Genomic DNA, 17055 nt, shown 5'->3' on the forward strand with positions numbered 1-17055 from the left:
GCCCGAGTGATCAGTCGGTGCCGAATTCCATCGCGGCGCGGTCGAGCAGCTCGTCCTCGTCGGACACCGTGCCGCGCGAGGCGATCGTCTCGGCACCGCCCTCGGGCATCGCGCCGATCAGCCCGGTCGAGGCCGCCTGCGCGGCACCGATCGCCACCGCCTGCGCCCCACCGACCATGCCGAGTGCGGCGTACTGCTCGAGCTTGGCGCGGGAGTCGGCGATGTCGAGGTTGCGCATGGTCAGCTGACCGATCCGGTCCACCGGCCCGAAGGCGGAGTCCTCGGTGCGCTCCATGGAGAGCTTGTCCGGGTGGTAGCTGAAGGCCGGGCCGGAGGTGTCGAGGACGGAGTAGTCCTCGCCCCGGCGCAGCCGCACGGTGACCTCGCCGGTGACGGCCATGCCGACCCACCGCTGCAGGGACTCCCTCAGCATGAGCGCCTGCGGGTCGAGCCAGCGCCCCTCGTACATGAGCCGGCCGAGGCGTCGTCCCTCGCTGTGGTAGGTGGCGAGGGTGTCCTCGTTGTGGATGGCGTTGACCAGCCGCTCGTACACGATGTGCAGCAGGGCCATCCCCGGCGCCTCGTAGATGCCCCTGCTCTTGGCTTCGATGATCCGGTTCTCGATCTGGTCGGACATGCCCAGGCCGTGCCGGCCACCGATGGCGTTGGCCTCCAGCACCAGGTCGACGGCGGAGTGGAACTCCTTGCCGTTGATGCTGATCGGCCGCCCCTGCGCGAACCCGATCGTCACGTCCTCGGTCGGGATCTCGACGGCGGGATCCCAGAACCGCACGCCCATGATGGGGTCGACGGTCTCGATGCCCGTGTCGAGGTGCTCCAGGGTCTTCGCCTCGTGCGTGGCGCCCCAGATGTTGGCGTCGGTGGAGTAGGCCTTCTCGGTGCTGTCCCGGTAGGGCAGGTCGTGAGCGACCAGCCACTCCGACATCTCCTTGCGGCCCCCGAGCTCGGTGACGAAGTCGGCGTCCAGCCACGGCTTGTAGATACGCAGGGACGGGTTGGCCAGCAGGCCGTAGCGGTAGAACCGCTCGATGTCGTTGCCCTTGAAGGTGGAGCCGTCGCCCCAGATCTGGACGTCGTCCTCGAGCATCGCCCGCACGAGCAGGGTGCCCGTCACCGCCCGGCCGAGCGGGGTGGTGTTGAAGTAGCTGCGCCCACCGGACCGGATGTGGAACGCGCCGCAGGTCAGGGCCGCCAGCCCCTCCTCGACCAGGGCCGCCCGGCAGTCGACCAGGCGGGCGAGCTCCGCGCCGTAGGCGGTGGCCCGGCCGGGGACCGAGGCGATGTCCGGCTCGTCGTACTGGCCGATGTCGGCGGTGTACGTGCACGGCACCGCGCCCTTGTCGCGCATCCAGGCGACCGCCACCGAGGTGTCGAGGCCGCCGGAGAAGGCGATGCCGACGCGTTCGCCGACGGGCAGGGAGGTGAGAACCTTGGACACGAGAACGATTATGCATGCCTATGCATGATCATGCAAAGCCGGGGTGCTGCCCGCGGACCGCGGCGACAGCCCGGTGACCTGACGGCTGTGCCCCCGCATCTCCGTGAGCAGTTGCCCGTCCCCGTCTCGGGTGAGGGCCACGTCGTAGATGCCGCCCCGGCCCACGACGGCCCGTTCGACGGCGGTGGCGGTGACGGCGTCGCCGGCATGAGCGGAAGCCAGGTACTCGATGCTGCACGAGCGCCCGACGGCGGGGTGGCCGTGCGAGTTGCAGGCCATCGCGAACGCGATGTCGGCGACCGCGAACAGAGCCGCGCCATGCGCGCTGCCGTGCCCGTTGAGCATCTCGGGGCGGATGGTCATGTGCGCGGTCACGGCACCGGGCGCCACGGAGCTCACGGTGAGGCCGAGCGCACGGGCCGTGGTGTCACCGGACAGGAATCGGGCCACCGACTCCTCGGCGATCTGCTGCTCGGTCCGGTCGGACATCTGCGCTCCTAGGTCGGGTCATCCGCCGACGAGGCACCAGGAACGACGTCCGGCGCGTGGTCCGATCCGACCACGCGGGTGTCCCGCTCCGGTTGGTCGGTTCGGGCGATGCGGACCGACCGGGCAGATTCCTAGCGTCGGTTCCCGTCAGGAAACCACTCCGGCATCCGAGGAGGCGGCCATGTCCGTCGTGATGATGATCGACAACCCGAACGGCTCGCAGGAGATCTACGAGAAGGTGGCCTCAGGCGTGACGCTGCCGATCGGCGGGCGGGTCCACCTGGCCGGCCCCCGGCCGGGCGGCGGCTGGCGCGTGATCGAGGTGTGGGACACCGAGGAGGAGGCCCGCAGGTTCCTCCGGGAGCGGTTCGGTCCCGCCCTGCGTGCCGCCGGAGCGCCCGGCCCCCCGCCGGAGCCGGAGTTCTGGCCGCTCCACCGCCTTGCGACGACGGAGGTGCCGGCATGACCGCCATCCGGGCCGGGGCCACTGCGCCGGCGGGGACGGGAGACCACGCATCCGCCGTCCGCACCCCGCAGGGCGCCGACGGCTCCTCGCGCGGGCCGGTTCCGTGGGGTCGGGCCCGGCGGATCACCGCCGCGGGCACCGTGGCCACGGCCCCGGTGGTGCTGCTCGCCGGGATCGGCTACCACCCGTTCATCGCCGACCTCCGGGACAAGGAGGCGGTGGCGGCCGCGCTCACCGCCGACGTGACCCGCTGGTCGATCGCGCACCTCGTGGTGGCCGTCGGGGCACCGCTGGTCGCGCTGGCTTTCCTCGCGGTCGCCGCGGCGCTGCGACAGCGCGGCGAGTGGCGGTGGAGCGCCCGCTCCGTGCCGTTCGTGGTGGTGGGCAGCACCCTCTTCGCGCTGCTGCCCGCCATGGAGATCACCGTGCTGGCGGCCACGCTCGCCGGCGCGGACCCGGTCGCGGTACTCCTCGAGCTCGACGCGTGGTTCATGCCGTTGCTGCTCTCCGGAGCCGGGGTCTTCGCCATCGGCGTCGCGTTCGTCGCCCGCTCGGTGGTCTCGGCCGCCGTGCTCCGGCGAGGGACGACGGTGCTGGTCGGAACGGCGTTGCTGGTGGCCGCCGTGTCCCGGTTCCTCCCGTTCACCGCTGCCCTGCTCGTCGGGGCCGGAGCCCTCGCGGTGGTCCTCTGGCCGCTCGTCGGGCTGGTGGCGGCACGGCCGGTTCCGCGCGTCGGCACAGCCGCACGCTGACCCTCCGGGAGGCGCGCGGCCTCGGACCGCGGACCGGAAGGGGGGCGCCCGTCCCCCTGGACCGATCCGCGGTCCGACGTGTTGCATGGTGTCCGGGGAGCAGCAGATGCCGGATACGCAGCAGCTGAGGATCGGGCGGGACGCGATCACCACCCGGGCGTGGACGCAGGCCTACGAGGCCCTGTCCGCAGCCGACGGGGACGGCGAACTGGGCGCCGACGACCTCGACCGCCTGGCGATCGCGGCCTATCTGACCGGGCACGACGACGCCTACGAGCACGCCCTCGATCGCGCCGTCCGTCTCCTCCTGGACGGGGAGGACCTGCGTCGGGCGGCGCGCACCGCGTTCTGGCTGGCGCTGGGCCTGTTCCGGCTCGGCGAGCCGGCCCGCGCCGGAGGATGGCTGTCCCGTGCCCACCGGGCCCTGGCCGAGGACGGCGATCGGCCGTGCGCCGAGCAGGGCCTGCTGCTGGTCCCCGCCGGATTGCAGCGCCTGTTCTCCGGGGACGGGGAGGGGGCGGCCGAGGTCTTCCAGCAGGTGGTCGACGTCGGGGCACGGTTCCGGGACCCGGACGTCACCGCGTTCGGTGTGCTCGGCTCCGGCCAGGCGATGGTCGCCTGCGGCGACCGCGAGCGAGGCCTCGCGCTGCTCGACGAGGCGATGGTCGCCGTCACCGGGAGGGACGTCTCGCCGATCACCGTCGGCATCGTCTACTGCGCGGTGATCGAGAACTGCCACCTGGCGTTCGACCTGCACCGGGCCCGGGAGTGGACCGCCGAGCTCACCCGGTGGTGCGCCGCGCAGCCCGACCTCGTGCCGTACCGGGGGCAGTGCCTGGTCCACCGGGCCCAGGTGCTCGCGCTCGAGGGGCACTGGTCGCAGGCCACGGAAGAGATGCGGCGGGCGCGTGAACGACTGGCGGATCCGCCGGGGCAGCCCGCCGTGGGCATGGCCTGGTACGAGACCGGGGAGTTGCTGCGCCGGCAGGGCCGGCACGGAGAGGCCGAGGACTGCTACCGGCGGGCCAGCCAGCACGGTCATCCGCCGCAGCCGGGAATGCTCCTGCTGCGCCTGGCGCAGGGCCGGGAGGAGGACGCCCGCGCGGCGATCGACGCGGCGCTGTCGACGGCGACCTCCGGCGGTGCCCGCTGGCACCTGCTGGCGGCCGCGAGCGAGGTGTGCTGCGCGTGCGGGGACACCTCCGCGGCCCGCGCGGCCGCCGACGAGCTGGACGAGGTCGCCCGGCAGCAGACCGGGGAGTGGCTACGGGCCATCGCCGCGACGGCCGTCGGGAGCGTGCTCCTGGCCGAGGGCAGCGCGCGGGAAGCGGGCGCGGTGCTGCGCGGGGCCTTCGAGGCGTGGCGCGAGCTGCACGTCCCGTACGAGGCCGCACGCGTGCGGCTCCTGCTCGGTGAGGTCTCCGCCGCGCTGGGCGACACCGACGGCGCGCTCCTCGAGTGGGATGCCGCCCGGTACACCTTCGAGGAACTGGGGGCGCTCGATGAATTGGCCCGCGTCGAGGCCCGCCTCTCCCCGGAGCCACGGTCGCGCCCCAGCGGGCTGACCGAGCGGGAGGTGGAGGTGCTCCGGCTGGTGGCTCGGGGCTGCACCAACCGCGAGATCGCGGACGCGCTCGTGCTCAGCGAGCACACCGTCCGGCGGCACCTGCAGAACGTGTTCGGCCGCCTGGGGGTCTCCTCGCGGGCGGCCGCCGCCACGTTCGCGGTGCGGCACGACCTGATCTGAGCGAGTGCGGCGTGGCCCGTTCGGACCATGCGCCGACCGGACCGATTGGTCGTCCTGGTCGATGCCGCCGGGCGGTCGGGCTCCCTAGCGTCGACGGCATCCGCACCTCAGACGCGACCGAGGAGGCCGCCATGCGCCACAGCAGCGCGCCCGGCGCCACGCAGCCGGACACCACCGCAGTCCAGCCCACCACCACATTCCGCGAGGCGACCATCGATGACCTGCCGGTCGTCGAACGCCGAGACGACCTGGCCGGGATCCCGACCGTCGTGCTGGAGGGCGGGGAGGGCCCGCCGGTCGTCCTGCTGCACGGCCCCGGGGAGTTCGCCGCGCTCTGGGGCCGCGTCGTCCCACAGCTCACCGAGACCCACCGCGTGGTGGTCCCCGACCTGCCCGGGCACGGCGCCACCGGCCGGCCCACCGACGGACCGCTCGACGCCGAGCGCTGGCTCGCCTGGCTGCGCGATCTCGTCGCGCGGACCTGCACCCGGCCCCCGGCGCTCGTCGGTCACCTGGCCGGCGGGGCACTCGCGCTGCGCCACGCCATCGAGGGGGGTCCGGTCGAGCGCATCGTGCTGGTGGACTCCGCCGGTCTGGCGTTCAGCCGGCCGGCGCCGTCCTTCGCGACCCCGCTCGCCGGATTCCTCGCCCACCCGACCGAGCGCAGCCGGGACCGCTTCCTCGGCCGCTGCATGTACGACTTCGACGGCATGCGCACCGAGATGGGCTCCCGCTGGGACCCGTTCGCGGGCTACGTGCTCGACGGCATGCGAGCGCCCGGCACCCGGTCGGCGGTGCTGTCGTTCGTGATGGCCCTCGGCATGCGCCCGATCCGCCGCCGCGACCTGGCCCGCATCCCGGTTCCGGTGTCGATGATCTGGGGGCGGCACGATCTCCAGAACCGGCTGCGGATCGCCGAGTCCGCCGCCGCCCGGTTCGGCTGGCCGCTCGAGGTCATCGAGGACGTGCGGGACGACCCCTGCTGGGAGCGGCCGGAGGCAGCCGTCGCGGCGCTGCGCGGCGCACTGGCCCGCCCCCTGCGCCGTCACCTGCCTGCCTGAGGTGCTCGGCCTTTTTCGGGAGCCCTACGAGGAAGGCTGTCGCTCATTGGCGTAGGCCACGACGACGATCGAGGCGACGACGACGGCGAAGCCGAGGACGTGGATCCACCGGAACGGCTCGCCGAGCAGGACGTAGGAGAGCACGAGGGCGCTGACGGGCATGACGCCGGTGAAGGCCGAGGCGATGAGGCCGGAGGCCGTCTGCATCCCGGAGTACATGAACAGCGTGCCGAGCGCGAGGGTCCCCGCCCCCCACCACAGCAGTGCGACGAGCCCCGACGTCTCCACCTGGGAGGCGTCGAAGCCGCCGACCTGGAACAGCGCCAGGGGCACGAACAGGACGGCGGCGGCCGCGCTGGTCACGCCGGTGATCTGGACCGGGCTCAGCTGCTCACCGGCCGGCTTGCCCGCGAGCGTGTAGAGCGCCTGGCAGCAGACCGCGCCGAAGACCAGCAGCCCGCCGAACACGATCGACGTCCAGTTGCCGATACCGCCCTGGCCGTACTGACTGCCGTTGACCACCGCCACACCGGCGAAGGCGAGCACGAGCGCGGCCACCTTCAGCTTGGTCAGCGCCTCGTGGAAGAACAGCCACGCCCCCACGGCCGTCATCGCCGGAGTCGTCGCCATGATCACGCTGGCCGCAACCCCGGTCGTGAGGCTCAACCCGTACAGCAGGAACAGCGTGAAGCCAACCATCCCGAAGACGGTGATCAGGCCGAGCGAGGCGAGCTCCCGGCGGGAGAGACCACGGAAGGCCTGTCGTTGCCCGATCAGGAGCGGTGCGAGCAGCAGCGCGGCGATCAGCATCCGCCCCAGCGATCCGATGAACGTCGGGAAGCTGCGGCCGATGATCTGGCTGATCGGCGTGGCCGAGCCGAAGACAGCGAAGCCGAGCGCGAGCTGCGTGTGGGTGAGCGCCTCCCCCTTCATGGCGTCAGCCCATCACGGGCGTCGTCCAGCTGCGCGGGACAGTGGAGCCCTGGACGAGCGATCGACCGTCGGCTCGCACGCACGAGAGCCCCGGTCGGTGACCCGACCGGGGCTCTCGCACAGGGGTGGAGGTGGCGGGAATCGAACCCGCGTCCTTCGACGCATCACCAGGGCTTCTCCGAGCGCAGTCTGCGTTGTCTCTGCTCGACCCCGTCGATCATGCAGACAAGTCGACGTGACGGGCCCAGTCGCTGTTGGGTGTCCCGCACGCGCCCGCGGCCGGCACGTGCGGTGAGTCATCTAGCTGATGCCAGGATCCGGGCCGATGACGAACCCGGGCTGACAGAGCCTACGTCCCGCTGTCAGGCAGCGAGGGCGTAGGACTCAGCGCGATCAGAGTCGGCGCTTGTGTTTTTTGCAACGCATGGTTAACGAGCTCATCGTTGCCTTCCTCGGCTCGCTTCCCCTGGTCACCCGACCGAAGTCGAGACCATTCACCCCCTGTGTAGTTGTACGGAGAGCGTAACGGCTGCGAGCGACATCGTGTTCCCACCGCACCCGGACGGGTCGGTGTGCGCGAAAGCACAGCTGGAGGCGCCAGACCTGCGCACCGGCGCACACCGTTCGCCGCTGGCGCCGTCAGATCCAGTCGCGGCGCTTGAAGACGGCGTAGAGCGTGAGGCTCACACCGACCATCAGCAGGAGCGCGAACGGGTAGCCGAGGTGCCAGTCCAGCTCCGGCATCTCGTCGAAGTTCATCCCGTAGACGGTGCCGACCAGGGTGGGGGCGAACAGGATGGCCGCCCACGCCGAGATCTTCTTGACCTCCTCGCCCTGGGCGATCGAGGCCTCGGTCAGCTCGCGGATCTCCTCGTTCTGCCGCTGGGCGACCAGGGTCGCGTTGACGGTGAGGATGTCGCGCAGCTGCAGCCGGAACGCGTCGGCCCGCTCGTTGACCTGGGTGACGTGGTCGGCGACGTCGCGCAGGTAGCTGCGCAGTTCCTCGTCGACGCCGTACTTGTCGAATCCCGCGGTGATCGCGGCGAGGATGCCGGTCAGTGGCACGGCCGCCCGCTGGAACTCGAGCACCTCCTGCGAGAGCTCGTAGATGCGCCGGGACACCCCGGGGTCGCCGCGGAAGACCTCGGTCTCGATCTCGTCGATGTCGGTCGCCAGCCCGTCGACGACCGGGCGGTACCCGTCGACGACGGCGTCCAGCGTCGCGTACAGCACCGCCTCGCTGCCCTTGGCCAGCAGCGCGGGCTCGCTCTCCAGCCGGCGGCGGACCCGCGAGAGGTCCGGCGACTCGCTGTGCCGCACCGTGATCGCGAAGTCGGCTCCCAGGAACAGGTGCAGCTCGCCGAACTCGACCTCCTCGCTCGCGTCCAGGTACCGGGCGGCCTTGAGGACGACGAACAGCGTGCTCCCGTAGCGCTCGAACTTCGGCCGCTGGTGGGCCTTGATCGCGTCCTCGACCGCCAGCTCCGGGAGGTCGTAGAGCTCGGCCAGCTCACCGAGCTCCCCCGGTTCCGGCCGGTAGAGCCCCAGCCACGCGAGGCGGTCCTCGCCCGCGGCCAGCTCCTCGCGGCTCTCCTCGGCGGTCGCGGGCGTCGCCACCCGCCGTCCCTCCGAGTAGACGGCGTTGTCCACGATCCTGGAGCGCGGCTCCGGCGCGGACGTCTGGGGTGCCGGAACCCGCGACTCCACCCGCGGCGGACGGCGGGTCAGCGTGGTGAGGGCGCTCAGCGGCGCGAGACGGCGCTCGGTCATGACGGGGCTCCCGGAAGGCGGGGACGACGAGGGACACCGGGAGGTCCTCGCGCAGCGCCGTCCGACCGCGGAGCGGGCTTCAGGCGGGGAGGGCCTCGGGACCGGTACTGGGAGGTTCGCTGCACATGCGCGTCTCCTCCCTGTCGAGGCCGTCGTCGGTCAGAAGGCCGTCGTCCATGATCCCACGGGTGAGCGCGGACCGGTCACCGGCCGGGCCCGAAGGGGTGATCCCGCCACGATGGCCACGTCGGCGGGAAGGAAACTGTCAGCCGACGGATCCCAGCACCAGGTCGACCAGCACGGGCAGCAGCACCACGATGAGCAGGGCGCCGAGCACGTCGAAGGAGATCCCGGACCGGATCATCTTCGTGATCGGCACGACACCGGAGCCGTACACGATCGCGTTCTGCGGCGTCGACACCGGCAGCATGAAGCCGAACGAGGCCGCGAAGGTCGCCGCCAGTGCCGGGACGAACGGGTTGACCCCCGCGGCCACGGCCACCGGGATGATGATCGGCACGACGACCGCGGCCGACGCGGTGTTCGACGTCGTCTCGCTGATGATGATGGCCAGGATCACCGCGAAGATCGTGATCGCGAACGTGCTGGTCAGACCGAGCGAGTCCGCCGATGCCTGACCGATGGTCTCGGCCAGACCGGTGCTCGCCAGGAGCGAGCCGAAGATGATCCCGGTCCCGAACAGCAGGATCGTGCCCCAGTCGATCGTCGCCGCGTCGCTCCAGCGCAGGGTGAACTCCCGCGACTTCCAGTCCGTCGGCAGCAAGAACAGCAGGGAGGCGCCGAGGACGGCGACGATGCCCTCGTCGAGCCGGTCGCTGATCGTCGCGTAGAGCTCGGACTCGGTGCCGGCGGTCAGCGCGATGACACCCGGGAAGATCCACAGTGCGACGGTGATGCCGAACGCGATGAGGGTGTTGCGTTCGGCGCCGGAGAAGGGACCGATCTCGGCCCGCTCCTTCTGGACGTACTCGTGCACGCCCTCGATCCGCTTGATCTCCGGCTTGTTGATCAGCAGCAGGACGATGGTCAGCGCCACGAACATCAGGGCGCAGATCGGCAGCGCCATCAGCATCCAGTCGAGGAAGCCGATCCGTTCGCCGGTGGCCTCCTCGATCAGCCCGCGGCCGATCAGGTTGGGCGGGCTGCCGACCGGGGTGAGCAGGCCACCGACGCCGGCGCCGTAGGCCAGCATCAGCATCAGCGCGACGCCGACCCGCAGGCGAAGCGGGTCGAAGTCCGACGTCACCAGCTCCTTGTCCTGGAGCAGCTTGGCGATGACCGACAGGATGCCGATCGCCGTCGGCAGCAGCATGGCCACGGTCGCCGTGTTGGACACGAACGCCGACAGCACCGCGGTGATGAAGCCGAAGGCGATGATCACCCGCGCGGTCGAGGCACCCACCCACTTCAGCGACAGGATGAACATCGCGAAGCGCCGGGCCACCCCGTGCTTGAGCATGGCCGCGGCGAGGATGAACGCGCCGATGAAGGTGAAGACGGTCGTCGAGCCGAACGGCGTCAGCGCGTCGTCGGCGGGCACCACCCCGAGCACGACGATCGCCCCGACGCCGATGAGACCGCCGATCGGGATCGGCACGGGCTCGGTGATCCACAGGACGATGACGCCGAGCAGCACCGCGGCGAGCAGGTGCTGGTCGCGCGGCAGGTCGAGCGGCAGCAGCGCGAAGACGATCGTCACCACCGGCGCGAGGAACAACCCGACGGTGCGGCGGCCCTTCTCGAACTTCTCCTCGGCCGGGCTGAGCTGCTGCTCCCCCAGGCTGCGGTAGGTGGCGCTGCCCCGGAAGGCGGCGTCCACGTCGGTCCGAGCCTGAACCTTGCCCTGCTCCCGCTCGGTCGCGGTCATGGCGCCTCCCCCGTGCCCGGTGTGGTGCCGACGATAGGCAGGCAGCCCCCGGGCAGCGACCCGGGACGACGCGGGTGCGCGACGACCGTCAGCGGCCGAAGATGCCCTGCCCGAAGGCGCCGGCCTCGGCCACCGTGCGGGAGAGCCCCTTGCCCAGCTCGACGACCCGTGCCGTCTTCTCGGCGCCCAGGGAGAGCCAGGGGTCGGCGGCGAGCGCGTCGGTCTGCACCTCGATGCGCGCGCGCAGCTCCTGCCCGTCCGCGGTGAGACCGGTGTCGTCGAGGAGTCCGCGCTCGGCGAGTGCGGCGCAGGCGGCGGCCCACTCCTCGTCGCGCCAGCCGCGGGTGGCCTGGGCGGCGGCCTGGGTGAATCCCCGCCCGGTGGCGCAGTGGGTGACCAGCGCCTCCAGGCCGGTGAGCCCGGCGTGCAGCAGGACGGCGACGTGCCCGTCGCCGCGGTGCTCGCGCAGCAGGGTGGCGCCGTGCCACAACGCCGGCAGCGGCTCCTCGGGCCAGGGCAGGTCCGCGTGTCCGGCGTAGAGCGGGCGCCCCTCGGCGGTCAGGCCGTCGCAGGCCTCGCGCATCAGCCCGGCCAGCTCGGCGACCTCGCCGGATCCGGCCGCCTCCCCCAGCAGCCGGGTGAGCGACGCGCGCGCGGCCTCCAGCCGGGCGGCCAGCACCTGCTCCGGCGAGGCGAGCGTCCAGGCGCGCGGGATCATGTGCGCGACCAGCGACGGCGAGAAGTTGTAGAAGGTCGCCGTCACGACCCCCGCCCCGACGGCACCCATGGGCGCCGCGCGACCGGCGAAGTACGACATGCGCCCCGGCCGCAGCCCGGTCGCGCCGAGGTACTCGTCCTGCTCCGGGGCGAAGTACAGCTGCGAGTGCAGCGGATCGATCGCGCGGTGGGCGCGACCGACGAGGGCGGGGTCGAAGTGATCGGCGCTGACCATGCGCCGCACCCTACTGAGGGCGGTCGGCCCCGGCCGGAGGCACTGGCTGCTCCCATGCGGTCGACGTCCGCCGGCGGGTGAATCCGAGCCCCTCGTACAGCGCGAGCGCGCCGGAGACGTTCTCGCTGTCCACCTGGAGGGTCGCGTCGCGGACGCCCCGCTCCGCGGCCGCCCGCAGCACCGCGGCGATGGTGGCCTTGGCGAGGCCGCGTCCCCGCGCCGACGGCAGGACGCCGATCTGGCCGAGGTCGACCGCCTCGTAGCCGTTGGCCGCGGTGTCGGCCTCGAAGACGTAGGCCAGGCAGTAGGCGACGACGGCGCCGTCGGCCACCGCGAGTGCCGACAGCTCGGGGCGGAAGGCGCGCTGGCCGGTGAAGAGCGTCCGCCAGGTGGTCTCGTCGCGCTCGGCGGACCCGTGGTGCTCGGTGAAGGCCGCGTTGTGCGCGCGCCGGACCTCGTCGTTCCGGTCCCAGCTGAAGGGCCCCAGTTCCGCGCCCTCGACCGCCGGGACGGCCGGCAGGTCGGTGAGCGGGCGCTCCATCATGAAGTACCAGCGCGCCTGCACCAGTCCGGCCCGGCGCAGGAGTCCCTCGAGTGACGTCATCGACGTGAATGCCGCCACCGACAGGACCGCCGGCGAGCCCGGGTGACGGTCGGCGTGGATCTCCCGGCCACGCTCCAGCTGCCAGCCCAGCAAGGCACGGCCTATGCCGCGCCCGCGCCAGGCGGGGTGGACCCGCGCCTCCAGGTTGATCCGGAAGGCCTCCCGGAACGTGGGTAGGGCGAGCACGGTGGCCCAGGCGACGAGCTCGTTGCCCGGCGTCCGGACGGCGAGGGTGTCGCGAGCCAGGTCGATGAGGTCGTTGACCCAGTACTCCGTCAGGTCGTCGGGGCTCCAGTGCTCGCCGGTGTCGTCGATGGTCTCCGCGGCGGCCATCAGTGCGGCGGCGTCGGTCACGTCGTCGGCGGTCAACGGGCGGACGGTCAGGCCGTCGGGCAGAGCGGGAAGGTCGGTCACGACGCCGGAGACTAGGCAGCCGCCCGCGCCCGGGCCACTGGTTTCACAGCCACCGACGTCAGCGGCGCACGAACAGGCAGAAGGGGTGCCCGGCAGGGTCGCGGTAGACCCGCACGATCTCCGCGTCGTCCTCGTGCCCGCCCAGGTGCTCCGCCCCGGCGTCCTCCGCGACCGCGCAGGCTGCCGCCAGGTCGTCGACCAGGATGTCGAGGTGCTGCTGCATCTGCTGCGTCCCGGGCTCCGGCGGCCACACCGGCGGCACGTGACCGGGCTCCCGCTGGAACGACAATCCCGTGCTGCCGTCGGCCGGTCGCAGGGTCGCCCACTCGTCGGTGTCGTCCCGCAACGGCCAGTCGAGCAGCCGCTGGTAGAAGCGGGCCAGCCCACGCGGGTCGGGGGTGCCGAGGACGGCGGCGGTGAGGGTGAAGCTCGGCATCAGGCCTCCAGCGCGAACAGGCGGGCGCCGTTCTCCCAGAGCACGGCGCGCAGCCACTCCTCCCCCAGCTCCAGCCGGTGCAGGGCCTGGAGCTGGTGCGCGTAGGCGTACGGGATCGAGGGGAAGTCGCTGCCGAGGAGCACCTTGGCACGCAGCGCCGACAGTCTCGGGCGGTCGGCCGGGTCGAAGGGCATCAGCCGCTCGGTGAAGTCGGTGGCGAACATCGTGGTGTCCAGGTGCACCCGCTCGTACCGCTCGGCCAGGTCGAGGAACTCCCGGTACTCCGGCATGCCCAGGTGGGCGATCACCAGCTGGAGCCGCGGATACCGCTCGAGGAGGCCGGTGACCGGCTCCGGCCCGGTGTGCTCGCCCGCGAGCGGTCCGGAGCCACAGTGGATGACGATCGGTGTTCCGGTCTGCTCCAGTCGCGCCCAGACGTCGTCGAGCAGCGGGTCGCGCGGATCGAAGGAGCCGACCTGCACGTGCACCTTGAACACCCGGGCACCGGCATCGAGTGCCGCGGCCACATAGGCAGGCGCCTCCGGCTCGGGATAGAAGGTCGCCGACCGCAGCACCTGCGGGCGGGCCGCCGCGAACCCGGCCGACCACTCGTTCAGCCAGGCCGCCATCCCCGGCTTGTGCGGGTACGGCAACGTCGGGAAGGCGCGCACCCCGAGCCGGTCCAGGACGGCGAGCCGGTCCTCCTCCGGCAGGACGTAGGCCACCGGCCAGTCGGCGCCGTAGTGGGTCCCGGCGGCCTCGAAGTACTCCCAGACCTTCGCCTGCACGCGCTCGGGCAGGAAGTGCACGTGCACGTCGACCAGTCCCGGGAGCCCCAGCTCCTGCCAGTACCGCGGAACGTCGCCGTCGTCGGCGGGCTCGGCGATGCTCATCGGACGGTGACGACGACCTTGCCGCGCACGTGGCCCTCGGCCACCATCCGGTGCGCCGCGACCAGCTCCTCGAGCGGGAACGCCTTGGCGATCGGCACGCGCAGCTGCCCCGCGTCGGCCATGCGGGCGAGCTCCTCGAGGTCGTGCTGCTCGGGCCGGACGAAGACGTAGCGCCCGCCCATGTCGTTGACGGAGGGGTCGACCACCGAGGCGATGCGGGAGACGTCGCGCACCTGCTTCGGGGCGTCGGCGAGGGTGTCGCCACCGACGAGGTCCAGGACGGCGTCCACCGGCTCGGACAGCTGCTCGCTGATCGGCCCGGCGGAGTAGTCGAGCACCTCGGCGGCACCGGCGTCGCGCAGGAAGCCGTGGTTGCGCGGGCTGGCCGTCCCGATCACGTGCGCGCCCAGCGCGACGGCGATCTGCACGGCGTTGAAGCCGACGCCGCCGGAAGCCCGGTGGACGAGCACCCGGTCGCCCTCGCCGACGTCGAGCGCCTCGGTCAGTGCCTGGTAGGCGGTCAGCCCGGCCAGCGGCAGGGCGCCGGCCTCGGTGAAGGAGAGCGACCGCGGCTTGTGCCAGAGGCAGCGCTGCGGCGCGGGGACGAGTTCTGCCGCCGTCCCCCACTGCACGTCGTCCCGGCGCACGTAGCCGAACACCTCGTCGCCGGGAGCGAAGGTGACGACGGCGGGCCCGACCGCCTCGACGACACCGGCGACGTCCCAGCCGGGGACGATCGGGAAGTGGTGCGGATAGGCGCCCGCGAGGTGGCCGGCGCGGATGGCCATGTCCACCGGGTTCACCCCGGCGGCGTGCACCCGCACCAGCACGGTGTCGGGACCCACCGGCGGGTCGGGCAGGTCGTCGCGCAGCTGGAGGACGTCGTCGTCGCCGAACCGGTCGTAGGCCATTCCTCGCATGCGGATCACCGTAGGCGGACGGCGGTCGGCCGGCTCGTGGGGCCGTCGGTCAGCGCCGGCCCTTCACGTACCGGCCGAAGGCCTTCTGCATCTCCCGGCGCGAGTCGCGCTCGGCGAGGTCCTGCCGCTTGTCGTAGGACTTCTTGCCCTTGGCGAGGGCGAGAGTGGCCTTGACCTTGCCGTCCTTGAAGTACAGGTCCAGCGGGACGAGCGTCAGCCCGCCCTCCTTGATCTTGCCCAGCAGCTTGTCGATCTCGGCGCGGTGCATGAGCACCTTGCGCTTGCGCCGCGGGGCGTGGTTGGTCCAGGTGCCCTGCGCGTACTCGGGGATGTGCACGTGCTGCAGCCACACCTCCCCGTCGTCGATGGAGGCGAACCCGTCGACGAGCGAGGCACGGCCGGCGCGGAGGCTCTTCACCTCGGTGCCGGTCAGCGCGAGGCCGACCTCGTAGGTGTCGAGGATCGAGTAGTCGTGCCGCGCCTTCTTGTTCTGGGCGATGAACTTGCGCCCCTGTTCCCGCGGCATGACCCCAGGCTACTTGGCCCTCTTCCGGCCAGATCGCGGGTTACAGCCGGACGTAGAGCCGCAGCGTGACGTACGCGGCGATGCCGGCCAGGCCGACGCCGGCGGCCGTGATGATCGCACCGGTCACCGCGATCTGATCCCAGTCGATCCCGGTGATGATCCCGGCCTTGATCGGCCCGGCCAGCGTCCGGTCGACGAACATCACCTTGGTGAGGACGAGCCCGCCCACTGCGAGCAGCCCGCCGACGAGCCCGGCGAGCGCGGCCTCGAGGATGAAGGGCAGCTGGGTGTACCAGCGCGAGGCGCCGACCAGCCGCATGATGTTCGTTTCGTTGCGCCGGTTGAACGCGGCCAACTGGATCGTGTTCGAGATCAGGAGCAGCGCCGCCAGCGCCTGGACCACCGCCACGGCGATCGTCGCGTTGCGGGCACCGTTGAGCAGACCGAAGAGCCGGTCGAGGAAGTCGCCCTCGTCGGCCACCTTGTCCACGCCGTTCTGACCGTTCGGGAACTCGGCGGCGATGACCGCGTAGCGCTCAGGGTTGACCAACTCGACGCGGAAACTCTCCGGGAGCGCGTCGGCCGGGGTGTTCTCGACCAGCTCGGGCTGCTGGCTGAACTGCTGCCGGAAGCGCTCGTAGGCTTCCTCCTTCGACTCGTACAGGAAGCTCTGCACCTCCGGCGAGGACTCCAGCTGCGACTCGATGGCCGAGCGCTGCTCGTCGGTGACGTCGTCGGCCAGGAAGATGGAGACCTGCACCTTGTCGTAGTAGATCTCCTTCATCTCGTTGATCATCGAGGCGATCAGCAGGCCGGTGCCCATCAGCCCGAGCGAGATGGCCGTCGTCAGGATCATCGCGACCGTCATGGTCAGGTTGCGACGCAGCCCGGTGGCCACCTCGGAGAGGACGAAGTTGACGCGCATGGATCCCCTGTCGTGGAGTTCAGCTGTGGGTCGGCTCGGGGGTCAGCAGCCGCTGGTCTAGCGGCCGACCCCGTACACGCCACGCGACTGGTCGCGGGTGAGAACTCCCCCGTTGAGCTCGATGACGCGGCGGCGCATGGAGTCCACGATGTGGTAGTCGTGCGTCGCCATGATCACCGTGGTGCCGGTGCGGTTGATCCGCTCGAGCAGCAGCATGATGCCCTCGCTCGTCTCCGGATCGAGGTTTCCCGTCGGTTCGTCGGCGAGCAGGACCAGCGGCCGGTTGACGAACGCGCGGGCGATGGCCACCCGCTGCTGCTCACCCCCGGACAGCTCGCTGGGCAGCCGGTGCGCCTTGCCCTCGAGACCGACCATCTCGAGCACCTCGGGCACGACCCGCTTGATCGTCCGCGACGGCTTGTTGATGACCTCGAGTGCGAAGGCGACGTTCTGGGCGACGGTGCGGTCGCGGAGAAGGCGGAAGTCCTGGAAGACGCAGCCCATGGTCCGGCGCAGCTTGGGCACCTGCCACTTGCTCATCGTGTTCAACGTCTTGCCGTTGACGATCACGTTGCCGGAGGTCGGGGTGTCCTCCTTCAGCAGCAGCCGGAGGAACGTCGACTTCCCCGAGCCGGAGGACCCGATGAGGAAGACGAACTCGCCCTTGTCGATCTCGGTGGACACGTCGTCGAGGGCCGGCCGGCCGCTGGCCGGGTAGAGCTTGGTGACGTGTTGCAATTCGATCACGAGGCGCCACGGTACCTGCCCAGGCCATGACAATCCTGCCTCCGCCACGGAACTCGCGGGACTCGTTCCCGCG

17 protein-coding genes and 1 other RNA gene are annotated in these 17055 nt (G+C 71.7%); 4 read left to right on the forward strand and 14 right to left on the reverse strand.

Annotated features, from left to right (window positions below):
• Nucleotides 1-10: 10 nt before the first annotated feature.
• Both argG and paaI read right to left on the reverse strand, forming a co-directional pair.
• Nucleotides 11-1459 (reverse strand): argininosuccinate synthase, encoded by a 1449-nt coding sequence (gene argG / locus FHU33_RS19055; protein ID WP_142026786.1) that lies wholly within the window; start codon nucleotides 1457-1459, stop codon nucleotides 11-13.
• 18 nt (nucleotides 1460-1477) lie between these two features.
• Complete coding sequence (paaI, locus tag FHU33_RS19060) at nucleotides 1478-1948, reverse strand: hydroxyphenylacetyl-CoA thioesterase PaaI (protein ID WP_142026787.1); 471 nt, start codon at nucleotides 1946-1948, stop codon at nucleotides 1478-1480.
• Nucleotides 1949-2129: 181 nt separating this feature from the next.
• Between paaI and FHU33_RS19065 the strand changes: the two genes are divergently transcribed.
• The 4 genes from FHU33_RS19065 (at nucleotide 2130) to FHU33_RS19080 (ending at nucleotide 5974) form a co-directional block, all read left to right on the forward strand.
• A complete protein-coding gene (locus FHU33_RS19065; RefSeq protein WP_142026788.1) occupies nucleotides 2130-2414 on the forward strand; it encodes a hypothetical protein in 285 nt (94 codons plus the stop codon).
• Nucleotides 2411-3166 (forward strand): hypothetical protein, encoded by a 756-nt coding sequence (locus FHU33_RS19070; RefSeq protein ID WP_142026789.1) that lies wholly within the window; start codon nucleotides 2411-2413, stop codon nucleotides 3164-3166. Before FHU33_RS19065 ends, FHU33_RS19070 begins: the two co-directional genes overlap by 4 nt.
• Nucleotides 3167-3272: 106 nt before the next feature.
• A complete protein-coding gene (locus FHU33_RS19075; RefSeq protein WP_142026790.1) occupies nucleotides 3273-4913 on the forward strand; it encodes a helix-turn-helix transcriptional regulator in 1641 nt (546 codons plus the stop codon).
• 131 nt (nucleotides 4914-5044) lie between these two features.
• Nucleotides 5045-5974 carry an alpha/beta fold hydrolase gene (locus FHU33_RS19080; protein ID WP_142026791.1) on the forward strand — a complete coding sequence of 310 codons (930 nt, stop codon included), beginning with the start codon at nucleotides 5045-5047 and terminating at the stop codon, nucleotides 5972-5974.
• Nucleotides 5975-5998: 24 nt separating this feature from the next.
• Here FHU33_RS19080 and FHU33_RS19085 read toward each other — a convergent pair whose 3' ends face one another.
• From FHU33_RS19085 to ftsE, 12 genes are all read right to left on the reverse strand, one after another.
• A complete protein-coding gene (locus tag FHU33_RS19085; protein ID WP_142026792.1) occupies nucleotides 5999-6907 on the reverse strand; it encodes a DMT family transporter in 909 nt (302 codons plus the stop codon).
• 123 nt (nucleotides 6908-7030) lie between these two features.
• Nucleotides 7031-7409: a transfer-messenger RNA gene (ssrA, locus tag FHU33_RS19090) on the reverse strand.
• A gap of 137 nt (nucleotides 7410-7546) precedes the next feature.
• Nucleotides 7547-8677, reverse strand: a complete 1131-nt coding sequence (locus FHU33_RS19095; RefSeq protein ID WP_142026793.1) for a magnesium and cobalt transport protein CorA — start codon at nucleotides 8675-8677, stop codon at nucleotides 7547-7549.
• Nucleotides 8678-8942: 265 nt separating this feature from the next.
• Nucleotides 8943-10565 (reverse strand): SLC13 family permease, encoded by a 1623-nt coding sequence (locus FHU33_RS19100; RefSeq protein ID WP_142026794.1) that lies wholly within the window; start codon nucleotides 10563-10565, stop codon nucleotides 8943-8945.
• Between the two features lie 88 nt (nucleotides 10566-10653).
• Complete coding sequence (locus tag FHU33_RS19105) at nucleotides 10654-11517, reverse strand: SCO6745 family protein (protein ID WP_142026795.1); 864 nt, start codon at nucleotides 11515-11517, stop codon at nucleotides 10654-10656.
• Between the two features lie 10 nt (nucleotides 11518-11527).
• Nucleotides 11528-12535 (reverse strand): GNAT family N-acetyltransferase, encoded by a 1008-nt coding sequence (locus tag FHU33_RS19110; RefSeq protein ID WP_246063858.1) that lies wholly within the window; start codon nucleotides 12533-12535, stop codon nucleotides 11528-11530.
• A 58-nt stretch (nucleotides 12536-12593) separates the two neighbouring features.
• Nucleotides 12594-12971, reverse strand: coding sequence for a VOC family protein (locus FHU33_RS19115; protein WP_142026796.1), 378 nt, complete (start codon nucleotides 12969-12971; stop codon nucleotides 12594-12596).
• Nucleotides 12971-13864: an amidohydrolase family protein gene (locus tag FHU33_RS19120; protein WP_142026797.1), complete on the reverse strand. Its 894-nt coding sequence runs from the start codon at nucleotides 13862-13864 to the stop codon at nucleotides 12971-12973. The genes FHU33_RS19115 and FHU33_RS19120 overlap by 1 nt, the downstream gene beginning before the upstream one ends.
• Nucleotides 13861-14784, reverse strand: coding sequence for an NADP-dependent oxidoreductase (locus FHU33_RS19125; RefSeq protein WP_142026798.1), 924 nt, complete (start codon nucleotides 14782-14784; stop codon nucleotides 13861-13863). Before FHU33_RS19125 ends, FHU33_RS19120 begins: the two co-directional genes overlap by 4 nt.
• Before the next feature lie 49 nt (nucleotides 14785-14833).
• Nucleotides 14834-15310 carry an SsrA-binding protein SmpB gene (gene smpB, locus FHU33_RS19130; RefSeq protein WP_142026799.1) on the reverse strand — a complete coding sequence of 159 codons (477 nt, stop codon included), beginning with the start codon at nucleotides 15308-15310 and terminating at the stop codon, nucleotides 14834-14836.
• Between the two features lie 40 nt (nucleotides 15311-15350).
• The gene (gene ftsX / locus FHU33_RS19135; protein ID WP_142026800.1) at nucleotides 15351-16235 is read right to left on the reverse strand and encodes a permease-like cell division protein FtsX; all 885 of its coding nucleotides are present in this window, start codon (nucleotides 16233-16235) and stop codon (nucleotides 15351-15353) included.
• A gap of 57 nt (nucleotides 16236-16292) precedes the next feature.
• Nucleotides 16293-16982, reverse strand: a complete 690-nt coding sequence (gene ftsE / locus FHU33_RS19140) for a cell division ATP-binding protein FtsE (protein WP_142026801.1) — start codon at nucleotides 16980-16982, stop codon at nucleotides 16293-16295.
• Nucleotides 16983-17055: the final 73 nt, after the last annotated feature.

The organism is Blastococcus colisei (assembly GCF_006717095.1).
GTDB classification, from domain to species: Bacteria; Actinomycetota; Actinomycetes; order Mycobacteriales; family Geodermatophilaceae; genus Blastococcus_B; species Blastococcus_B colisei.